This is a genomic window from Stenotrophomonas sp. ZAC14D1_NAIMI4_1 (assembly GCF_003086775.1).
Lineage (GTDB): Bacteria > Pseudomonadota > Gammaproteobacteria > Xanthomonadales > Xanthomonadaceae > Stenotrophomonas.
Genome location: NZ_CP026001.1, coordinates 2116349 through 2136081, shown reverse-complemented (window position 1 = coordinate 2136081; position 19733 = coordinate 2116349). Strand labels below are relative to the sequence as shown.

Annotated in this window: 21 protein-coding genes; 2 read left to right on the top strand and 19 right to left on the bottom strand. The window is 68.9% G+C overall.

The features are described from left to right. Positions 1-46: 46 nt before the first annotated feature. The 11 genes from hisIE to hisS all read right to left on the bottom strand — a co-directional run bounded on the left by hisIE (position 47) and on the right by hisS (position 9415). A complete protein-coding gene (hisIE, locus tag C1927_RS10000) occupies positions 47-667 on the bottom strand; it encodes a bifunctional phosphoribosyl-AMP cyclohydrolase/phosphoribosyl-ATP diphosphatase HisIE (RefSeq protein ID WP_079221709.1) in 621 nt (206 codons plus the stop codon). Further along, a complete protein-coding gene (gene hisF / locus C1927_RS09995) occupies positions 657-1433 on the bottom strand; it encodes an imidazole glycerol phosphate synthase subunit HisF (RefSeq protein WP_108746585.1) in 777 nt (258 codons plus the stop codon). The genes hisIE and hisF overlap by 11 nt, the downstream gene beginning before the upstream one ends. Continuing rightward, complete coding sequence (hisA, locus tag C1927_RS09990; protein ID WP_108746584.1) at positions 1427-2161, bottom strand: 1-(5-phosphoribosyl)-5-[(5-phosphoribosylamino)methylideneamino]imidazole-4-carboxamide isomerase; 735 nt, start codon at positions 2159-2161, stop codon at positions 1427-1429. Before hisA ends, hisF begins: the two co-directional genes overlap by 7 nt. Beyond that, on the bottom strand, positions 2158-2760 hold the full coding sequence (gene hisH, locus C1927_RS09985) for an imidazole glycerol phosphate synthase subunit HisH (protein ID WP_079221706.1): 603 nt from the start codon (positions 2758-2760) through the stop codon (positions 2158-2160). Before hisH ends, hisA begins: the two co-directional genes overlap by 4 nt. Next, entirely contained in the window at positions 2757-3830 is a 1074-nt protein-coding gene (gene hisB / locus C1927_RS09980; RefSeq protein WP_108746583.1) for a bifunctional histidinol-phosphatase/imidazoleglycerol-phosphate dehydratase HisB, read from the bottom strand. Before hisB ends, hisH begins: the two co-directional genes overlap by 4 nt. Continuing rightward, positions 3827-4921 (bottom strand): histidinol-phosphate transaminase, encoded by a 1095-nt coding sequence (gene hisC / locus C1927_RS09975; protein ID WP_108746582.1) that lies wholly within the window; start codon positions 4919-4921, stop codon positions 3827-3829. The genes hisB and hisC overlap by 4 nt, the downstream gene beginning before the upstream one ends. Further along, positions 4918-6213: a histidinol dehydrogenase gene (gene hisD / locus C1927_RS09970; protein ID WP_079221703.1), complete on the bottom strand. Its 1296-nt coding sequence runs from the start codon at positions 6211-6213 to the stop codon at positions 4918-4920. Before hisD ends, hisC begins: the two co-directional genes overlap by 4 nt. After that, complete coding sequence (gene hisG, locus C1927_RS09965; RefSeq protein ID WP_079221702.1) at positions 6210-7121, bottom strand: ATP phosphoribosyltransferase; 912 nt, start codon at positions 7119-7121, stop codon at positions 6210-6212. Before hisG ends, hisD begins: the two co-directional genes overlap by 4 nt. A gap of 34 nt (positions 7122-7155) precedes the next feature. Further along, complete coding sequence (locus C1927_RS09960; RefSeq protein ID WP_079221701.1) at positions 7156-7464, bottom strand: YerC/YecD family TrpR-related protein; 309 nt, start codon at positions 7462-7464, stop codon at positions 7156-7158. Positions 7465-7724: 260 nt separating this feature from the next. Then, complete coding sequence (locus C1927_RS09955; protein WP_237772046.1) at positions 7725-7991, bottom strand: hypothetical protein; 267 nt, start codon at positions 7989-7991, stop codon at positions 7725-7727. Between the two features lie 26 nt (positions 7992-8017). Next, the gene (gene hisS / locus C1927_RS09950) at positions 8018-9415 is read right to left on the bottom strand and encodes a histidine--tRNA ligase (protein WP_079221699.1); all 1398 of its coding nucleotides are present in this window, start codon (positions 9413-9415) and stop codon (positions 8018-8020) included. A gap of 139 nt (positions 9416-9554) precedes the next feature. Between hisS and C1927_RS09945 the strand changes: the two genes are divergently transcribed. Next, positions 9555-10307, top strand: coding sequence for a helix-turn-helix domain-containing protein (locus C1927_RS09945; protein WP_108746581.1), 753 nt, complete (start codon positions 9555-9557; stop codon positions 10305-10307). Between the two features lie 64 nt (positions 10308-10371). Here the strand turns inward: C1927_RS09945 and thrC are convergent, their stop codons facing one another. The 6 genes from thrC to C1927_RS09920 all read right to left on the bottom strand — a co-directional run bounded on the left by thrC (position 10372) and on the right by C1927_RS09920 (position 17266). Next, positions 10372-11664: a threonine synthase gene (gene thrC / locus C1927_RS09940; protein WP_108747819.1), complete on the bottom strand. Its 1293-nt coding sequence runs from the start codon at positions 11662-11664 to the stop codon at positions 10372-10374. A 29-nt stretch (positions 11665-11693) separates the two neighbouring features. Further along, positions 11694-12608: a homoserine kinase gene (locus C1927_RS09935; RefSeq protein ID WP_108746580.1), complete on the bottom strand. Its 915-nt coding sequence runs from the start codon at positions 12606-12608 to the stop codon at positions 11694-11696. Next, entirely contained in the window at positions 12605-15109 is a 2505-nt protein-coding gene (thrA, locus tag C1927_RS09930; RefSeq protein WP_108746579.1) for a bifunctional aspartate kinase/homoserine dehydrogenase I, read from the bottom strand. Before thrA ends, C1927_RS09935 begins: the two co-directional genes overlap by 4 nt. An 84-nt stretch (positions 15110-15193) precedes the next feature. After that, positions 15194-15328 (bottom strand): hypothetical protein, encoded by a 135-nt coding sequence (locus tag C1927_RS21815; protein WP_265349649.1) that lies wholly within the window; start codon positions 15326-15328, stop codon positions 15194-15196. Between the two features lie 138 nt (positions 15329-15466). Beyond that, positions 15467-16417 (bottom strand): DMT family transporter, encoded by a 951-nt coding sequence (locus tag C1927_RS09925; RefSeq protein ID WP_108746578.1) that lies wholly within the window; start codon positions 16415-16417, stop codon positions 15467-15469. Positions 16418-16564: 147 nt separating this feature from the next. After that, positions 16565-17266 (bottom strand): AraC family transcriptional regulator, encoded by a 702-nt coding sequence (locus tag C1927_RS09920; RefSeq protein WP_108746577.1) that lies wholly within the window; start codon positions 17264-17266, stop codon positions 16565-16567. A gap of 81 nt (positions 17267-17347) precedes the next feature. Here C1927_RS09920 and C1927_RS09915 point away from each other — a divergent pair, with 81 nt between their 5' ends. Next, positions 17348-18127 (top strand): DUF6491 family protein, encoded by a 780-nt coding sequence (locus C1927_RS09915; protein ID WP_108747818.1) that lies wholly within the window; start codon positions 17348-17350, stop codon positions 18125-18127. Here the strand turns inward: C1927_RS09915 and C1927_RS09910 are convergent. Both C1927_RS09910 and C1927_RS09905 read right to left on the bottom strand, forming a co-directional pair. Next, the gene (locus tag C1927_RS09910; RefSeq protein ID WP_079221694.1) at positions 18124-19176 is read right to left on the bottom strand and encodes a linear amide C-N hydrolase; all 1053 of its coding nucleotides are present in this window, start codon (positions 19174-19176) and stop codon (positions 18124-18126) included. The genes C1927_RS09915 and C1927_RS09910 overlap by 4 nt on opposite strands. A gap of 68 nt (positions 19177-19244) precedes the next feature. Further along, positions 19245-19673 carry a BLUF domain-containing protein gene (locus tag C1927_RS09905; protein ID WP_079221693.1) on the bottom strand — a complete coding sequence of 143 codons (429 nt, stop codon included), beginning with the start codon at positions 19671-19673 and terminating at the stop codon, positions 19245-19247. Positions 19674-19733: the final 60 nt, after the last annotated feature.

The following is a 19733-nucleotide window of genomic DNA, read 5'->3' as shown; positions in this document are numbered from 1 at the left end:
ACGCGGTGTCGCCCGGTGGTTGCCGGCCAGCGGCCGGCACTACCGCTCAACGATGGCGCATTTCCAGTACCGCCCGCGCATCATCCAGCGACAGCCCACGCGCGCGCAGCAGCACCAGCAGGTGGTACAGCAGGTCGGCGGACTCACCCAGCAGGGCCTCGTCATCCTGGGCGACGGCAGCCAGCGCGGTTTCCACGCCCTCCTCGCCCACCTTCTGCGCGATGCGGCGGATACCACCTTCGAACAACGACGTGGTGTAGCTGCCTTGCGGGCGCTGTGCTTCGCGCACTGCCACCAGCTGGCCCAGGCCGCCCAGGAAGTCCTTCGGCGCACCATCGAAGCAGCTTTCGGCACCGGTGTGGCAGGTCGGGCCGGCCGGACGGGCCAGCACCAGCACGGTGTCAGCATCGCAGTCCACGCTGATCGACTGCACCGCCAGCACGTGGCCGGACTGCTCGCCCTTGGTCCACAGGCGCTGCTTGCTGCGGCTGTAGAAGGTCATGTGCCCGGTGACCTGGGTGATGTGCAGCGACTCGGCGTTGACATAGCCCAGCATCAGCACCTGCAGGGTGTCGGCATCCTGCACCACGGCCGGCAGGAGGCCATCGCCCTTGGCCCAGTCCAGCGATTCCAGCGCCTGCGGCGACGGGCGTACTTCAATAGACATCTCGAACCTCGATCTGCTGTTCGCGCAGGTAGCGCTTCAAATCCGCAATGGCAATGGCACCGCTGTGGAACACGCTGGCGGCCAGCGCACCGTCCACGTCGGCCTGGTCGAAGGCCTGCGCGAAGTGCTCCATCGCCCCGGCACCGCCGGAGGCGATGAGCGGGACGTTGCACACGGCCCGCGCCTGGCGCAGCTGTTCAACATCGTAGCCACGGCGCACGCCATCGCTGTCCATGCAGTTCAGTACGATCTCGCCGGCACCGCGGCGCTGCGCCTCGGCGATCCAGTCCAGGGTGCGCAGCGGCACGGCCTGGGTCTTGCTCGGGTCGCCGGTGAAGCGGCGCACGCGCCACTGGCCGTCGGCCTCGCGCACCGAGTCGACGCCGACCACCACGCACTGCACGCCGAATTCACCGGCCAGCTCGCTGATCAGCTCGGGGCGCCCCAGTGCGGGCGAATTGATCGACACCTTGTCCGCACCGGCGAACAGCACCCGGCGCGCGGTTTCAACGCTGTCGATGCCGCCGGCCACGCAGAACGGAATGTCGATCAGGCGCGCGATGCGCTCGATCCAGGCCACGTCCACCGAGCGTGCCTCGGGGCTTGCGCCGATGTCATAGAACACCAGCTCGTCGGCCCCCTGGTCGCGGTAACGCTGGGCCAGCTCGGCGATGTCGCCCATGTCGACGTGGTCGCGGAACCGCACACCCTTGACCACGCGGCCATCGCGCACGTCCAGGCAGGGAATGATGCGACGGCTCAACATGCCAGTGCCTCGCCCAGGTCCATGCGCTGTTCCAGCAGCGCCTTGCCGAGGATGGCACCGCCACAGCCGGCAGCGCGTGCTTCGGCCACGTCGGCCACGTCACGGATGCCACCGGACGCCTGCACCGCCACGCCCGGCAGCAACGCCGACAGGTGCCTGTAGAGGCTGATGTTGGGGCCGGCCAGCATGCCGTCGCGGGCGATGTCGGTACACAGCAGGTGGCGCATGCCGGCCCGCGCGTAGCGCTGGGCCAGGTCGTCGAGGGTCACCCCGGCGTTCTCGGTCCAGCCGTGTACCGGCAGCTGCCACTGGCCCTGTGCGTCCTGGCGGGCATCTAGGGCAACGGTGATGCGCTCGGCGCCGAACTCGTCCAGCCAGCCCAGCACTTCATCGGGGCGGCGCACGGCCAGCGAGCCGACCACCACGCGGTGGGCGCCGGCATCGAGGATGCGAGCCACGTCGTCACGGCCACGCACGCCGCCACCGGTCTGCACCTGCAGGGGCGTGTGCTGGCGGATCGCCGCCAGCAGCGGCGCCAGGGTGTAGCCACCGGCACGCGCAGCGTCCAGGTCGACCAGGTGCATCCACTGCGCGCCCTGCGCGGCAAAGGCCTGCGCACGCGGCAGCGGGTCGTCGCCGTAGGAGGTTTCCTGCGCGTAGTCGCCCTGGCGCAGCCGCACCACGCGGCCTTCGCGGATATCCAGTGCGGGGTAGACGGTGAAACTCATGCAGCAGTGCCCTCGAGGAAATTGCGCAGCATCAGCGAACCGGTATCGCCGGAACGCTCGGGGTGGAACTGGGCGCCGAAGTAGCGGCCCTGCTCGATCACGGCAGTGAACAGGCCGCCGTGGTCGCAGGCGGCTACGGTATGGGCGTTCAGCGGCGCGGCGTAGCTGTGCACGAAATAGGCACTGGAACGGTCCGGCACGCCCTGCAGCAGCAGCGAGGGGCGCAGCGCCAGCAGCCGGTTCCAGCCCATGTGCGGCACGCGGATGCCACAGGCCGGCACCAGCTTGCGGACCACGCCGGGAATCAACCCCAGGGTGTCCACGCCGGCTTCCTCTGAACGTTCGAACAGCAGCTGCATGCCCAGGCAGATGCCCATCAGCGGCACCTCCAGGCGGCGCAGCGGCTCGACCAGCCCCTGTGCATGCAGGCGCTGCATGCCCGGTGCGGCCGCACCGACGCCCGGCAGGATCACCCGCTGCGCGCCAGCCAGGCCATCGGCATCGCGCACCAGGCGCACGCTCGCGCCCAGCCGCTCGAGTGCGTAACGCACCGAACCAAGATTGGCACCGCCGGCATCGATCAGAGCGACTTCAGTCACAGCGCCCCCTTGGTGGTCGGCAGCGCGGTGCCCTGCCGGGCCAGGGCCGGGCGCAGTGCGCGCGCCAGCGCCTTGAAGCAGGCTTCCACCTTGTGGTGGTCGTTGTCGCCACGCACCTGCAGGTTGAGATTCAGCCCGCTTGCATCGCACAGCGAACGGAAGAAGTGCGGCACCAGTTCGGTCGGCATGTCGCCCACCCGCTCGCGCTTGAACTCGCCTTCGAACACGAAGTACGGCCGGCCGCTGAAATCCAGCGCGGCGCTGGCCAGCGTCTCGTCCATCGGCAGGGTGAAGCCGTAGCGGCCGATGCCACGCTTGTCACCCAGCGCCTCGCGCAGCGCCTGGCCCAGGGCCAGCCCCGTATCTTCGATGGTGTGGTGCTCGTCGATGTGCAGGTCGCCCTCGGCCTGGATGTCCAGGGCGAAGCCGCCGTGCTTGCCGATCTGTTCCAACATGTGGTCGAAGAACGGCAGGCCGGTGGAGATGTGGGCATCGCCAGCACGATCCAGGTCCAGTTCGACGCGGATCTTCGTTTCCTTCGTGTTGCGCTGGACCACGGCGGTACGCGGTGCGTCGGCCAGCGCGTGGGCGATGCCCGCCCAGTCCCACTCGCCGCCGAACTGCTCGGTGCGCAGCTGGAAGCCACGGATGTTGAGGTTGTCGGCGAACTGCAGGTCGGTGATGCGGTCGCCGACCATGCCCGAACGCGCCCAGTCGATGCTGCGGTCCTGCAGGTAGGCGGTCATCAGGCCGATGCCCGGCTTGCGGGTGGGCGCGTTGTCCTGCGGCCAGCTGCAGTCCACCAGCACGTCACGGAAGCGGATGCCCTGGCTTTCGAAGATCTGCAGCATCAGGTCATTGGGGCCGTCGAAACTGGCGCGCGGATAGCTTTCGCTGCCCAGGCCATCCTGGTTGGTGACGATCACGAACTGGTAACCGGCGTCGCGCAGCTTCAGCAGCGCCGGGATCACGTGCGGCACGAAGCGCAGCTTCTCGTAGGCGTCGATCTGGAAGTCGGCCGGCTCCTCGATGAGGGTACCGTCGCGGTCGATGAACAGGATGGGGGTCATGCAGCAGCCCTCCGGGCCGACAGGGCCGCGAGCACGCGGTCGTTCTCTTCGGGGCTGCCGATGCTGATGCGCAGCGCATCGCCCAGCTGCGGCGCGGCGCGCTGGTCACGCACCACCACTCCGGCAGCCAGCAACGCATCGAAGGCGGCCTGCGCATCGGCGAAGCGGACCAGCAGGTAATTGCCGGACGAGCGGTACACGCGGCGCACGCCGGGCAGGCCCGGCAAGGCAACAGACAGGCGCTCGCGCTCGGCGATGACCGTGGCCACGCGCTCGGCGGTACGCGCCAGGGCGGCCGGTTGCAGCGCCTGCACGGCCAGCTCGGCACACGGCGTCGGCACCGGATACGGCGCCTGGCAACGGCGCAGCACGGCGATCAGCTCCGGCGCGGCAATGAGGGTACCGATGCGCGCCGCAGCCAGTGCGTGCGCCTTGGACAGGGTGCGCAGCACCGCCAGGTTGGCATGCGCGTCCAGCAGCGTGGTCGCCGAGGCACGCTGCGCATACTCGACATAGGCCTCGTCAACCACCACCAGCGCCTGCCCACGGAGTGCAGTCGCCACGCGTTCGATCTCGGCCAGGCTGATGTCGCTGCCCGCCGGGTTGGAGGGCGCGCACAGGAAGACCAGCCTCGCACTCTGCTCCCGTGCCGTGCGGGTGACCGCGTCGAGATCGGCGCGCAGGCAGTCCTCGCCATCGACCAGCGGCACGTCGATCAACGGCGCACCCTGCAGGCGCGCGCAGACGGCATACATGCCGAACACCGGCGAGGTCACCAGCACGCCATCGCGACCCGGCACGCACAGGGTGCGCACCAGCAGATCGATGGCCTCGTCGCTGCCACGGCCGACCAGCAACTGCTGCGGCTGCACGCCATACAGCGCCGCCAGGCCTTCGCGCAGCGCCAGCGGCTGCGGCTCGGGGTAGCGCCGGCTGCTGCCAGCAGCATCAGCCGGGTTGGCCCAGGCCGATTCATTGGCGTTCAACCAGACCTCGCCCTGCACGGCGGCGCTGCGTGCCGAACTGTAGCCGGTAAACGCCTGCAGGTCTGGCCGCACCAGCGCCAGCACGTCATCGATGCCGGCGCTCATGCCGCGGCCTCCATGCGCAGGGCCACCGCACGTTCGTGTGCGTCGAGGCCTTCGGCGCTGGCAATGATGCGCGCGCAACCGCCGATCGCGGCCAGGCCAGCGGCGCTGGCGCTCTGCACGCTGATCAGGTTCTGGAAGCTGGCGACGCTGACGCCGCTGTAGGCGCGTGCGGCACCGGCAGTGGGCAGCACGTGGTTGGTGCCGCTGCAGTAGTCGCCCAGTGCCTCGGGGGTGTAATCGCCAAGGAACACCGAGCCGGCGGCCTGCACCTGGCCCAGCCAGTCGCGCGGCTCGCGCAACGCCAGGATCAGGTGCTCGGGGGCGTAGCGGTTGCTGATCGCGAAGGCGTCCGCCAGCGCATCCACCTGGATCAGGCGCGAGGCCGACAAGGCCAGGCGTGCGATGTCCTGGCGCGGCAGCAGCGCGACCTGGCGCTCCACTTCCGCCTCGACCGCAGCGACCATCGCGGCATCGTCGGTCAGCAGCAGCACCTGCGAATCCGGGCCGTGCTCGGCCTGCGACAGCAGGTCAGCCGCCACGAACGCCGGATTGGCACCGGCATCGGCGATGACCAGCACTTCCGAAGGACCGGCCGGCATGTCGATGGCGGCGGCGCCGTCCTGTGCGACCTGCTGCTTGGCTTCGGTGACGAAGCTGTTGCCCGGCCCGAACAGCTTGTCACAGGCCGGGATGCTGGCCGTACCGTAGGCCATCGCAGCGATGGCCTGGGCACCACCCAGCTTGAATACGCGCTGCACGCCGGTCAGGCGCGCAGCCACCAGCACCGCCGGATCGGCCGTGCCATCGGTGCGCGGCGGCGTGCACAGCACGACCTGCGGGCAGCCGGCCAGTTGCGCCGGCACGCCCAGCATCAGCGCGGTGGACGGCAGCGGCGCACTGCCGGCCGGCACGTACAGACCGACGCGGCCGATCGGTCGCAGCATGCGTTCGCAGACGACGCCGGGCGCGGTTTCCACCGAATAGCCCTTGCCCATGCCCGCTTCGTGGAAGCGCGTGATGCGCTCGGCGGCTTCGACCATGGCCTGGCGCAGCTCGGCCGGAACGGCGGCTTCGGCGGCGGCAAATTCGGCGTCGCTGACTTCAAACGACGACAGTTCCACCCGATCGAAACGGGCGGTGATGGCGCGCAGCGCCTCGTCCCCCTGCGCGCGCACCTGTGCGATCAGCGCGGCCACGGCATCGCGGGTCTGCTGCGCCACGGTCTGCACCGGGCGGGTCAGCGCCGCGCTGCGCGCGGCTTCATCAAGTTGCGACCAGATCAGACGATTCATGCCAGCGACCGCTCCACGCTCAATACCATCAGGCCCTGTGCGCCGGCGCGCTCCAGTTCTTCCATGCGCTGCCAGGTCAGCGGACCCGGGCACATGGTCTGCAGGCGCAGTGCACCGCCATCTGCAGGCAAACGCACCAACGGTTCGGCATCGGCCAGCAGCTGCGCCAACGCATCCACGCGGTCTTCGCTGGCACGGAACATCAGCAGCTTGCGGTCCTGCTTCTGCACCACGCCGTCCAGGCGCCGCAGCAGCATGCTGCGCAGCCCGGCACGTGCGTCGTCGGGCACGCGCACCGCACCGGCCAGCACGGCTTCACTGTCCAGCAGGTTGTGCACCGGGGTGAGCTGGTTGGCGCGCAGGGTGGCGCCGCTGGACACGAGGTCGCAGATCAGCTCGGCGGTGCCCAGGCGCGGGGCGATTTCCACCGAACCGGAGAGCTCGACCACCTGTGCGTCCACGCCCTGCTCGGCCAGCCACTGCTTGAGGATGGCCGGGTAGCTGGTGGCGATGCGGGTACCGGCCAGCTGCGCCGGGCCTTCCCACTGCCATTCCTCGGGCACGGCCAGCATCAGCCGGCACTGGCCGAAGCCGAGCCCGCGCAGGGCCTGGTAGGCGTCGGGCAGGCCGATCTGGCGGCGCGCGGCGGCCTGTTCGTCCAGTTCGTTGCGGCCGACGATGCCAAGGTCGCAGACGCCATCGGCGATCAGGCCGGGGATGTCGTCGTCGCGCACCAGCAGCAGGTCCACCGGCAGCGATTCGCCGTAGCAGAACAGCTTGTCGCGGCTTTCGCGCCAGCTCAGGCCGCAGGCGCTGAGCAGGTTGCGGGCGGGTTCGGCCAGACGGCCACTCTTCTGGATGGCGATACGCAGCCGGTCTCGCGCCGGCGCTGCCTGGGTTGCACTCATGGGGGAGGTCTCGAAGTTCGGTACGGGGCGCGGGTCAGCGCGAAGCAAGGCGGTCGATGGCAGCGGCATAGCCTCGATGGCCATGCTCAAGCGTGCGTGCGACCCGTCCGGTGGTGGTCACGCTGACGCCGGTGCGTTCGTGGATCTCACGGTAAGGCACGCCCTGCTGCAGCAGCGGCACCACTTTCCAGCGGTCGGCCATGGCTTCCAGCTCGGCCGGGGTGCAGAGGTCACGCAGGAAGGCCTCGACCTGGGCCGGTTCGCGCAGGGCAGCAAAAGCCTGGGCCAAGGCTTCCAGGTCGGCCTGCGGGTCTTTGGCGGTGATGTCGGGGCGGGCTTTCACGGGCGGATTTCTTGCATCAATGTAATAGCGTGTTAGTACATTAGCGCATTCTTGCGCAGTGCGTCAAATCGAGGGATCCCTCTACCCACGGTAGTGCCGGCCGCTGGCCGGCAGCCTCAAAGGCAAAAGCTGGGCTACTAAGGGTTGGCGGGGTGGATCCGGCTTTTGTAGAGTCGAGCCATGCTCGACTGCTTTCCCCGAAACGAAAACGCCCACCGGGTGGTGGGCGTTCTACGTTGAAATCACGCCGCTGGCGGCGCTCAGGGCTGGCAGCGGACCTCCGCCTGCAGCGCGCCGCGCCGCAGGCACTCCCCGAACAGGCTGCCCTGCCGGCTCGGCAGGGGCTGGATGTTCTCCAACGCCCCTGCGCCTGCAGGACACGCCCCCGAGGCCAGGGCCCGCAAGTCCGCCTCAAGCTGCGCGCGGTCGATCACATGGCAACGATCAACCTGCAACCGGTACTGCGCCTTCCCGATCCGGGCGCTGCGCAGCGCGGGATCACTCTGGCAACCCGCCAGCAGGAGCACGCTCAGCGCCCCTGCGGCGGCCCGTATCACGCCATGACCTTCGACTGCTCCAGCTCGACCTGCAGGGTGCTGGCCAGTTCATCGCGGGAAACTTCGAACTGCTGCTCGCGCACCAGGTCCTTCACCGCCACCACGCCACGGGCGAGTTCGTCTTCGCCAGCCAGGACCACGAAGCGGATGCCGGCCTTGGCCGCGTACTGGAACTGCTTGCCGATCTTCTTCGGCTCCATCTGCACTTCGGTGTTGATGCCACCACTGCGCAGGCGGCGGGCAATGTCCAGCGACTGCGCCATGCCCTGCTCGTCCATCAATGCCACCAGTGCCTGCACGCTGCTGGCTTCGATGCCATCGATCAGGCCGGCTTCGCGCAGCTGCCAGAACAGGCGCGACAGGCCGATGGAAATGCCCACGCCCGGCAGCTTGGACTTGCTGTAGTGGCTGGCCAGGTCTTCATAACGGCCGCCCGAACAGATCGAGCCGATCTGCGGGTGGTCGGTCAGCGTGGTCTCGTAGACGGTGCCGGTGTAGTAATCCAAGCCACGGGCGATGGAGAAGTTCAGGCAGTACGCGGTTTCCGGCACGCCCAGCGCCTGCACCAGCTGCAGCACTTCGCGCAGCTCGGCAACGCCATTGCGCAGGGTTTCCGACGATGCCGCGCCCGCTTCCAGGGCTGCCAGCTGCGCCAGCGCATCGTCATGGCCCTTCGAACGCACAGCAACGAACGCCAGGATCTTCTCGACCTGTTCGGCCGGAATCTCGAAGCCCTCGCCCACCAGCGTCTCGCGCACGTAATCGGCGCCGCGCTTGTCCAGCTTGTCCACCTCGCGCAGCACGGCCAGCTGGCGCTCGCCTTCGGCCACGCCCAGGCTTTCGAAGAAGCCACGCATCAGCTTGCGGTTGTTCAACTGGATGCTGAAATCACCGATGCGCAGCTCGGAGAACACGGCGTGGATGACGGCCAGCACTTCAGCGTCATAGCGCACGCTCAGGCTGTCCTTGCCGATCACGTCGATGTCGCACTGGTAGAACTCGCGGAAACGGCCGCGCTGGGCGCGCTCGCCACGGTACACGCGCTGCATCTGGTAGCGGCGGAACGGGAAGGTCAGCTCGTGCTCGTGCTCGGCCACGTAACGCGCCAGCGGCACGGTCAGGTCGAAGCGCAGGGCCATCTCCGGCAGCGAACGGTCGCCCGACTCGGCAGCATTGGCCAGCGCGCCGGTGGACTGCACGAAGTACACCTGGCGCTCGGTTTCGCCACCGGACTTGGTCAGCAGCACGTCGGACAGCTCGAACACCGGCGTTTCCACCGGCAGGAACCCGAAGCGCTCGTAGTTGCGGCGGATGACGTCCAGCATGCGCTGGAACGCAATCTGCTCGCGCGGCAACAGTTCAAGGGTGCCGGGCGGGGTACGGGGCTTGATCACGGGCGGAACTCCTGCAGGAACGGGGACGTGGGAGGGGGCGACATTCTACCGCCCCGCATGGCTCAGCCGCCGATCAGGGGCCATAAGGCCGCATGAAGTATCATAAAGCCCTCTCCCGCCCGTGATACGCCCCCGCACCATGTCCCGGCCTTCCGGCGCCCCGTCCGCCGCCCACGACTCCGCCGCGCCGTCCTGCACCACGCTGGACTGCCTGCACTGCTCGGTCCGCCACCTGGCGGTCTGCTCGGCGCTGTCGCCCGATGAAGTGCAGGCGCTGGAACAGGTGACGGTGTCGCAGCAGGTGGCCATCGGCGCAACCCTGGCCCGCACCGGCGAAGAGCGCCAGCATGTCTATACATTGACGGCCGGCGCGCTGCGCCTGGTGCGCACGCTGGCCGATGGCCGCCGCCAGATCAACGGTTTCGTGCTGCCCGGCGACTACCTGGGCCTGAGCGGCAGCGACCACCACCGCCACGATATCGAGGCCATCGCCGACAGCCGCGTCTGCCGCGTGGCCCTGCCGCAGATGAAGGCACTGCGCGGCCGCTACCCGCACCTGGAGCGCAAGCTGCTGCAGCGCGCCTGCCAGGAACTGGATGCCGCGCAGGACGCCGCGCTGGCACTGGCCCGCCTGCAGCCGGCGGAAAAGCTGGCCGACTTCCTGCTGCGCCTGGCTGCACGCGAGGCCAAGCTGGGTGGCGATGGCCTGCGCGTGTCGCTGCCGATGGGCCGCGGCGATATCGCCGACCACCTGGGCCTGACCATGGAAACGGTCAGCCGCACTTTCACCAAGCTGCGCCAGCAGGGCCTGATCGCCCTGCCCCATCTGAGCGTGGTGGAGATCCTCGACGAGGACGGGCTGCGCGAGCTGGCGGGCGAAGGCCTGGCCTGACCGTTTCGCAGTTCACGGCGTTGCCGGCCAGCGGCCGGCACTACCCGCCGGGCGTGGCCCTGCGCTACCGACGCAACAACACCTCGCGCAGGGCGTCGTAATCGGCCGCCAACGGTTCTGCATGCGCCGGCCGCTGCAGCAGCGCCGCCAGTGCCGGCGGCACAGCCACGGCGTCGCCGATCAGCGGCTCCACCACTGCTTCGAACTTGGCCGGGTGCGCGGTGGACACCACCGCCCAGTCCCCCTTGGCACCGCGCGCCCGCAGATCCTGCAGCACCTTCACCGCAGTGGCGGTGTGTGGGCAGAACAGTTCGCCGCTGCTGGCATGCGCACTGGCAATGGTCGCGCGGATGGTCACATCGTCCACCGCGAACGCCCGGAACGCGGCACGCAGTTCGGCATCGTCATCGGCATACAGCCAGCGCAGGCGCTCGAAGTTGCTCGGCGCCCCCACATCCATCGCGTTGGCGACGGTGGCGACGCTGGCCTGCGGCTGGTACGCGCCGCCATTGAAGTACGCCGGCAGCACCGCATTGGCATTGGTGGCCAGCACGATCTGCCCGATCGGCACGCCCAGCGCACGCGCCAGCACGGCCGCCATCGCATTGCCCAGGTTGCCGGTCGGCACCACCAGGTTGAGGCGACGCCGCGTGCGCGCGTGATGGGTCAGCGCAGCATGCGCGTAGTAACTCATCTGCGGCAGCAGCCGGCCCAGGCTGATGCTGTTGGCCGAACTCAGCGGCACCTGTGCCTGCAGGTCCGTATCGGCCAGCGCCTGCTTGACCATCGCCTGGCAGTCGTCGAACGAACCGGCCACGCGCAGCGCCTGGATGTTGTCGCCGAAACAGCCCAGCTGGTGCGCCTGCCGCGGTGAAACACGGCCATCGGGATACAGCACCACCACCCGCACGCCCGGCTGTCGATGGAACGCCGCCGCCACGGCAGCACCGGTATCGCCCGACGTCGCCACGACGATGGTCAGGTCACGGGCCTTGCCCGCCTGCAGGCGCGACAGCGTGCCGGCCAGGAAGCGCGCACCGATATCCTTGAAGGCGGCGGTCGGGCCATGGAACAGCTCCAGCACATGGTCGCCGTCGCGCCCCAGCGGGCGCAGCGGCACCGGGAAATCGAAGGCGTCGCGGCAGATCTCCGGCAATGCCGCCTGCAGCGGGTCGCCTTCGAAGAACGGCGCCAGCAACTCGGTCGCAGTGTCGGCCAGGCTCGCACCGGCATGCAGGTCGCGCGGCGCGGGCAGTACGTCAGGCACGTACAAGCCGCCATCCGGCGCCAGGCCGGCGGCAATGGCGGCGCTCAGCCCAACAGCGGGCGCGTGACCACGGGTCGAAACGAATTGCATGAGCTCGGTATCCAGCAAGGGGGAAGGATTCAGCACAGTCGCGCTCCAGCAGCGTCCAGCGGGGAAACCCAGGCATCGCTGTCGAAGCCGGCGGCGGCGAAGGCCGCACGAACGGGCGCCACTGCGGCATGGGCCTGGTCAGCCTTTTCAAACCACGCAAACACACTCGGGCCGGCACCGGAGATGCCCGCGCCCATCGCATTGGCTGCCAGCGCAGCATCGCGCGCGGCCTCGAAGCCAGCGATCAGCGCGGCCCTGCGCGGCTCCACCAGCACATCGCGCAGGCCGGCACGCACCAGGGCTGCATCGCCGCGATGGCAGCCACTGAGCACCAGCGCAAGATTGGCGCTCTGCGCCACGAACTCGGCCAGCGCATAGCTGCCCTGCAGGGCCTGCCGCGCGCGCCGGGTCTCGAGCACGGCATGCGGATGCACCAGCAGGCTGTGCCAGTGCGCAGGGACCGGAATCGGCACCAAGCGATCGGCCGTACACAGCGCCAGCCCGCCCAGCAGCAGCGGGCCGACGTTGTCACCGTGGCGGCCACCGCTGGCCACCGCCTCGCCATCCAGTGCGTGCGGATACAGCGCCTCGGTTGGCAGCGGCGTGTCCAGCAGCGCGTTGGCGGCCACCAGTGCGGCCACGCAGGACGCCGCCGAACCGCCCATGCCCGAGCCAAACGGAATGCCCTTGTCGATCTCGATGGCGAAGCCATACGAAAGGCCCAGACCCTCGCGCAGGGAGATCAGCGCCGCGCCGGCCGTGTTGCCCGGCGCGTCCAGCGGCAGGTCCGCTACGCTGCCGCGGATGGCGTCGATGCGCACGGTCGGTTCATCGATGCGGCGCACCGTCACGGTATCGCCGATACCGGCGATCGCATGGCCGAGGATGTCGAAGCCCACCGCCACGTTGGCCACCGACGCGGGGGCGAATGCGCGTGCAATCACAGCCGCGCCCCCTCGCCGGCCGCAACGCGCAGCAGGTCGGCAAACACACCGGCGGCAGTGACTTCCGGCCCGGCGCCCGGCCCCTGCACCACCAGCGGGTTGTCGCAGTAACGGCGCGTGCGGAACTGCACGACGTTGTCGGTCAGGCGCAGGTTGGCGAAGGTGTGGTCCGCCGGCAGCTCCTGCAGCCCCACCGACGCACCGTCTGCGCCGAGCCGGGCGACATAGCGCAGCACCGCGCCGCGTGCCCGTGCCTCGTCGAGGCGCTGCAACAGGCTGGCATCGGATTCGCCCAGGCGGGCCATGAAGTCATCCACGCTGCCATCGCGCAGCAGCGCCGGCACCAGGCTTTCCACCTGCACGTGTTCCAGGCTGAGCGCGTGGCCGGCCTCGCGGGCAAGGATCACCAGCTTGCGGGCCACGTCCACGCCGGACAGATCGTCGCGCGGGTCCGGCTCGGTGTAGCCCATTGAACGTGCCTGCGCCACCAGCTCGGAGAACGGCTGGCTGCCATCGAAGCGGTTGAACAGCCAGGCCAGCGTGCCGGAGAAGATGCCTTCCACGGCGAGCACTTCATCGCCGGTGTCGACCAGGTCGCGCAGCGTGGTGATCACCGGCAGCCCGGCACCGACGGTGGCCTCGTAGCGGAAGCGCGCGCCACTGGCGGCGGCAGCGGCATGGATGCGCTGGTAGCGCGACAGCGGACCCGAGCCGGCCTGTTTGTTGGGAGTGACCACATGGATGCCGGCCGCCAGCCAGCCCTCGTAGCGCTCGGCCACTTCGGCGCTGCCACTGCAGTCGATCACCACTGCATGCGGCAGGTGCGCGGCCAGCAGGTGTTCGGTGAAGGCATCCAGGTCGCTGGCCTGGCCATCGCCGTGCAGCGCCTGCCGCCAATCGGCATGCAGACCATCGGCTTCCAGGCGCATGCGCGAGCGCGAGGCCAGCGCACGCAGGCGCAGATCGACGTTGGCCTTGGCCAGCAGCTGCGGGCGCGCGGCCAGCAACTGGTCCAGCAGCGCGGCGCCGACATTGCCCGGCCCGATCACCCCCACCGCGAACGTCTGCGGCGACAGCCAGAAGCCGGCATGCGCGGCACGCAGGGCACGCGTTGCATCGACACTGGCCACGGCCACCGAGATGTTGCGCTCGGACGAGCCCTGGGCGATCGCCAGGATGTTCACCTGGGCACGGCCAAGGGCCTCGAACAGGCGCGCGGCCACGCCGGGCTGACCGGCCATGCCATCACCGACGGCAGCCAGCACGCTGACGCCCTCGCCGACCTGCACGCGCTGCACCTGGCCCACCGCCAGTTCGTGGGCAAAGGCCTGCAGCAGCGCCTCACGGCCACGTGCAGCTTCACCGGCCCGCACCACGCAGCAGATCGAATGTTCGGACGAACCCTGCGAGATCATCACCACCGACACCTGCGCCTGGCGCAGTGCCGAGAACACCCGCTCGGCCGTGCCGGGCACGCCCATCAGGCCGGTGCCTTCCAGATTCAGCAGGGCCAGATCGGGGCTCAGGGTCAGGCCCTTCACCGGCCCGCGCGGCGAGCGCTGGGCGCTGATGCGCGTGCCCGGGTGCGCCGGGTGGAAGGTGTTGCGGATGAAGATCGGCAGGCCGAGGCGGATGGCGGGCGACATCGTCTGCGGGTGCACGACCTTCGCCCCGAAGTAGGCCAGCTCGCAGGCCTCGTCGTAGCTCAGCGCCTCCAGCTGGACTGCCTCCGGCACCAGCCGCGGGTCGGCCGAGAGGACGCCGTCGACGTCGGTCCAGATATGCAGCTCATCGGCGTTGAACAGCGCGGCGAAGATCGCGCCGGAGTAGTCGCTGCCATTGCGGCCCAGCGTGGTGATGCGATCCTCGCGGTCACGGGCGACGAAGCCGGTGGCGACCACGCGCGACTGCGGGTGCTGCAGGCGCCATTTCGCCAGGCGGTCGGCACTGGCCTCCCAGTCCACGTCAACACCCAGCTCGCCGTGCCCGACCACCAGCACATCGCGCGCGTCCAGCACTGCACAGTCCTCGCCGAGCGCCTGCAGGTGCGTGCCCAGCAACTGCGCGGAAAACACTTCGCCCAGCCCCTGCACGCGGTCCAGCACCTCGCGCGGCAGTTCGCCGATCACCGCCAGCGCGCCCAGTACTTCAGCCAGCTGATCGAACCGCACGTCGATCCATTCAACGGTCTCGCCCACCTGCTCGCCGAGCAGGGCCACGGCGGCGCCACGGTGGCGCGCACGCAGCGCATGCCAGGCTTCGCGCCAGCCGGCGTCACCACGCGCCGCCAGCTGGGCCAGCTCGATCAGCGCATCGGTGACACCCTTCATCGCCGAAACGACGGTGACCTGCAGCGGCTCGGCCCGCGCCAGCAGCAGGCCGGCCACATGGCGGTAGCGTTCGGCGCTGGCCACCGAGGTGCCACCGAACTTGTGCACGACAGTGGACGGTGCGGCCAGGTCGGCCGGGGCAGCGGGATGGGCGGGGGCGTGGGAAGACATGCAGACCTCGGTAGGAGGCCCCGTCGCATGCAGGTGTTGGGTCTCCCCGTCACCTGGATGGTGCGGGGCCGTTGTTTTCGGGAGTTACACGAAGACGACGGGCCGCACCAGGGCAGTGGTGGCGGTGGTGGTAATAATGGTGGTGATGGTGACCTGCGCAGTCGAACCGCCCGCGGTGGCGGGGGCGATCAGGCTGGCGAGGGCGGCATCGAAGACCATGGCGCACAGAAAACACCGTGCGCCGGGGGCCTGTCAAGTGCTGCGATGCAAAAATCGTTTGTTTCGATCATCGCTCAACGTGCAGCCATTTGGTTGCAATTGAGACAAAGCGCGCATCAGAGCGCTTGACGCTGGCAATCAGCCGGCATGTTCGGCGATTGCACGCGGTGCGCGGTGGGCGTGCGCGCACAGCAGGACACCGGCAACCAGGAACACGATCGCCAGCGCCTCCAGCAGGCTCGGCCATCGCCACTGCCACGCAAAGGCATAGAGCAGCGCGAACAGCGTTTCGAACACGATCATCTGCCCGGTCAGGGTCAGCGGCAGCAGGCGGCTGGCGCGGTTCCAGAACGCGTTGCCGATGATCGAAGCGATGACCGCAACACCGGCACTGATTACCCAGAACAGGGTCCACTGCGCAGGCGTGTGGCCCGCGGTCTGGCCGATGAACGCCATCGGCACCAGCAGCAGCGACAGGCCACCGGTGGTGACGCCGGTCAGCAGCGACCAGTCATGGCTGGACAGATCGGCGCGGCGGGCCAGCCAGCGGCTGTTGCCGACCGAGTACAACGCCCAGGAGAACAGCGCACCGAAGGCGCACAACAGGCCGATCAGGCGCTGCCGCCAGGGCGTGGCCAGATGCTCGGACATCAACGACTCCCAGCCCACCAGGGCCACGCCCAGCACGCACAAGCCCAACGCGGGCAGCAATTGCTTGAGCGGCACGGCGCCCTTTTCGCGCACGCCCACCAGGGTCACCACCACCGGTATCAGGCCGACGATGAGCGAGGCCGCCGCGCCACCGGCCCACTGCACGGCCGTGGCCAGCAGCAGGAAGTAGACCAGGTTGCCGGCCAGGCTGAGCCAGAGCAGGCCGATCCATTCGGCGCGCCCCAGTTGCGGCGCCAACCGCTTCCAGCGCGGCAGCAGCAGGATCACCGCGATCAGTCCGTAGACCAGGTAGCGGCCGGCGGACAGCTGCAGCGCGTTGAAGGAATGCAGCACGGCAGGGGCGAGGAAGACCACGCCCCACAGCGCGCCAGCGGCAACGCCATTGGCGATGCCCAGGGCCATCGGGTTGTTGCGCATGTCAGTTGCTTGGGGGGGAGGGAACTGGCCGCGCAGTGTAGGTGGCGATCGACACGGCGTCTTGACCGAGGCTACTGCCCAATCTGTTCGTAGAGTCGAGCTTGCTCGACTGGCTCATCCGCGAAGAGCAGTCGAGCAAGCTCGACTCTACAGAAGCGCTTCACCGCGCCGCCAGGCGCTTGGGGTCAGGCCGGTCTCGCGGCGCAGCGCACGGGTCAGTGCACTCTGCTCGGAATAACCCGCTGCCAGCGCGATATCGCTGATCGTCGCCGCACTGGTCAGCAACGCATGCTTGGCCCAGCGCAGCCGGCCCGCGCTGAGCCAGGCCTGCGGGCTGACCCCGAATTCGCGCTGGAACAGTGCATGCAGCCGGCTCTCGCTGACGCCGACAAAGGCCGCCATGCGCGCCACCGGCCACCCCTGCCCGGGCTCGGCGTGCACGGCCGCGCACAGCCCCTGCAGCCGCGCACCACTGCCGGCCGGGGCAAACACGCGCAGCAGTTCGGGCAGCAGCCCCGGCATGGCACCACCGCCGTTCACCTGGGCCAGGCGCTGGCGCAGCGACAGCGGCAGGTGCAGCCAGCGCTGGCGCCACAGGTGTTCCTGGGTCAGGTCATCGAGCACGCCCGGGCCACAATCGACGATCACGAAACCGTTCGGCCCGTGCGCCATCTGGTCGTGCGCCTCGCGGGCGGCCACGAACGCGCCCTGCAGCAGATCCAGCCGGCCGCCTCGACCTTCCAGCTCGAACTGCAGCTCGCCCTGCAGCGGCAGGACCCACTGTGCGTAGTCGTGGCGGTCCAGGCCCGTTGACTGGCCGTAGTGCCGCAGGTGGAAGATGGCGCCCATGGCGCTAGTGTGCGCATGTAACACTAGGCGTGCAAAGCACTGCTATAGTCGGCCTGTCATCCAAAGCAGGGAATGCAGGACATGACCCATTCATACGCACCCGCAGTGCTCGCCACGACTCTCGGCCTGGCGTTTGCAGCCTCGGCCCAGGCCCAGGAACGCGTGCCACCCGCTCCGCACTGCATGGATGCCGTTGGCGTCCAGGAAGTCGAGCAGGCCTCCCCCCGCTCCATCGCGTTGCGCGCGGCCTCCGGCCAGGCCTATCGCATCGACTTCAGTGAAGATTGCCCGGGGGTCCGCTCTGCCACGACACTGAAGCTGGACGCACCTGCAGGCTGGGCCTGCGGTCGCCCCAGCGAGCGCGTGGTGGTCGACGGCCGCAGCTGCGCCGTCAGCGCGGTCACTCCGGTAGAGGATCGTGACTATGCCAGCGTTGCCCGCGAGAGCGACCGCCTGCTCACCGCCACCCTGCCCGCACTGACCATCAGCGAACGCAAGGAAGTCCGGCGCGGTTTCGCCGGTTCTCCGTCCTACTGCTTCGCCATCCGCAACGTGCGCTCCTGGTCGTCCGATCAGCAGGGCCTTCTGGTCGAAACCAATCCCCGCCGCAACGGCGGCAACCGGTACTACCGCGTCGACCTTGGCAGCCACTGCCGCCAGCTCGACCGCACGCCGGAAGTGAGCTTCACCTCCGGCATGCAGAATGGACTGATCTGTGGCAACCCCGGTGACCGCATCGTCGCCGCCGAGTTCGTGCAGGGCGACCTGCGCCGGGATGAGTTGGCGCCCCTTCCGCAGTACACCCGCCAGAGCTGCACGATCCAGGCGGTTTACCCGGCCTCCAGCCAGGCGTCCAACTAACCTCCCGTACCGAGGAAGTCAAACGGCTTGCTCGGCACGAACCGGGACAGCGCATCACCGGCGAAGGTGTTGCGCTGGTCCGGGCCGAGGTCGAGCTTGAGGACCTGGCCGCCGAAATCGACCTTGTTCAGATCCACCCAGAACGTATTGGGCGTCAGCGCCGATTCGAAGAAATACAGGCGGCGCTTGTGGTCGGCCACCGTGCGCCAGCGGGTGGACGAGATGTTCGGCTGATCCGGCGTGGTGATGCCGAAGGGAACCGACACGTTGCGGATCACACTGAACACACTGGCCAGCGCCTCCACCGGGTCTTCGGCCTTGGGAATGGCGTTGATGTAGAACGACGCGCGCGCGAAGCGATCTGCCGAGCGATTGGTGCCCGGCAGCATCACCGTACCGCCGATCTCCTTCCAGTACGCATTGAGCGCCAGCTGCTGGTCGAAGATCGGCGAGTTGGTCATGACCTGGTAGCGGCGGTCATGGTGGATGACCTGGCGGCCACCGATGTATTCGACGATGGCACTGTCGCCGCTCGCATCGGACAGCGACAGATGCAGGGTGGCCTGGCGGTCCTCGCCCGGCACCTTGTCGGTGACGATGGCGAACGGCTCGCGCTCCAGCGCAGCCACCGCCTCGGCCACGCTGCCGAAGTTGTCCAGCACGTACTGCGCCCACAGCGAGATGGCCAGCCCCGGCTTGTTGCCGCGCTGCTGCGGGTACTCCGATTCGACCAGCCACAGCAGGTTGGCGACCAGGCCCTTCTCGTTCATGCCGTCGGTGGTGGACACGTCGTAGCCGGTAGCGACCACACTGCCGTAGCGCGCGGTCCATTTCGCCGATTTCGGCCCGGCCTGGCCGGTGCGCGCGATGCCACGTGGCAGGACATAGAGGTTGGTGGCCACGTCCACCTTCCAGTCCATCGACCGGGCGGTGATCACATCGCCGTTGTCGCCCAGATAGACCGCGCGCGTGCAGGCCCACGCCGGCACCGTTGCTGCCGCCAGCACCATGGCCAGCGCCGCCCTGCCCTGCCATTTCATCCGCTTCATGACGTGCTCCCTTCCCCAGGAAGCCCGATGGGAACCCGCTACGGGTGACAGCGAAGTGAAGCTCGACGCTACCCGGTGCTGAGCACCGGTTGCACGATGGCGCTCAACAGATCCACCGCGGTCGGCACCGCAGGATCGCCCTCCACGGTGCGCGAGAACCCGGACCAGTCACTGGTGGCCAGTTGGCGCAGCTTCAACGCATCGACCGGCAACGCACGCATCGACCAGTACGGGAACTGGCGCTGGCCCAGTCGCCCGCGTGCCAGTTCGACGATGTCCACATGGCTGCCGGCCTGCAGGATGCGCTCGTACACCGAGTCGATGCCATCGGGCGGGCCTTCGATGTACTGCAGGAAACGCTGTCCATCGTGCAGCAACACGCCCGTCACCCCGGCCATCCGGTTGAACCGGGTGGCATCGTTCACCAACGTCTGCAGGCGTTCGGCGGAAAGGTCCGGCCGGGCCTGGCTGACGTAGGCAATGGCGCGTAGTGGCATGAAGCATCCTTGGCAACGTGAGTCGCCACGGTAGCAGCTACGGACGAGCCCGTCTCAGTT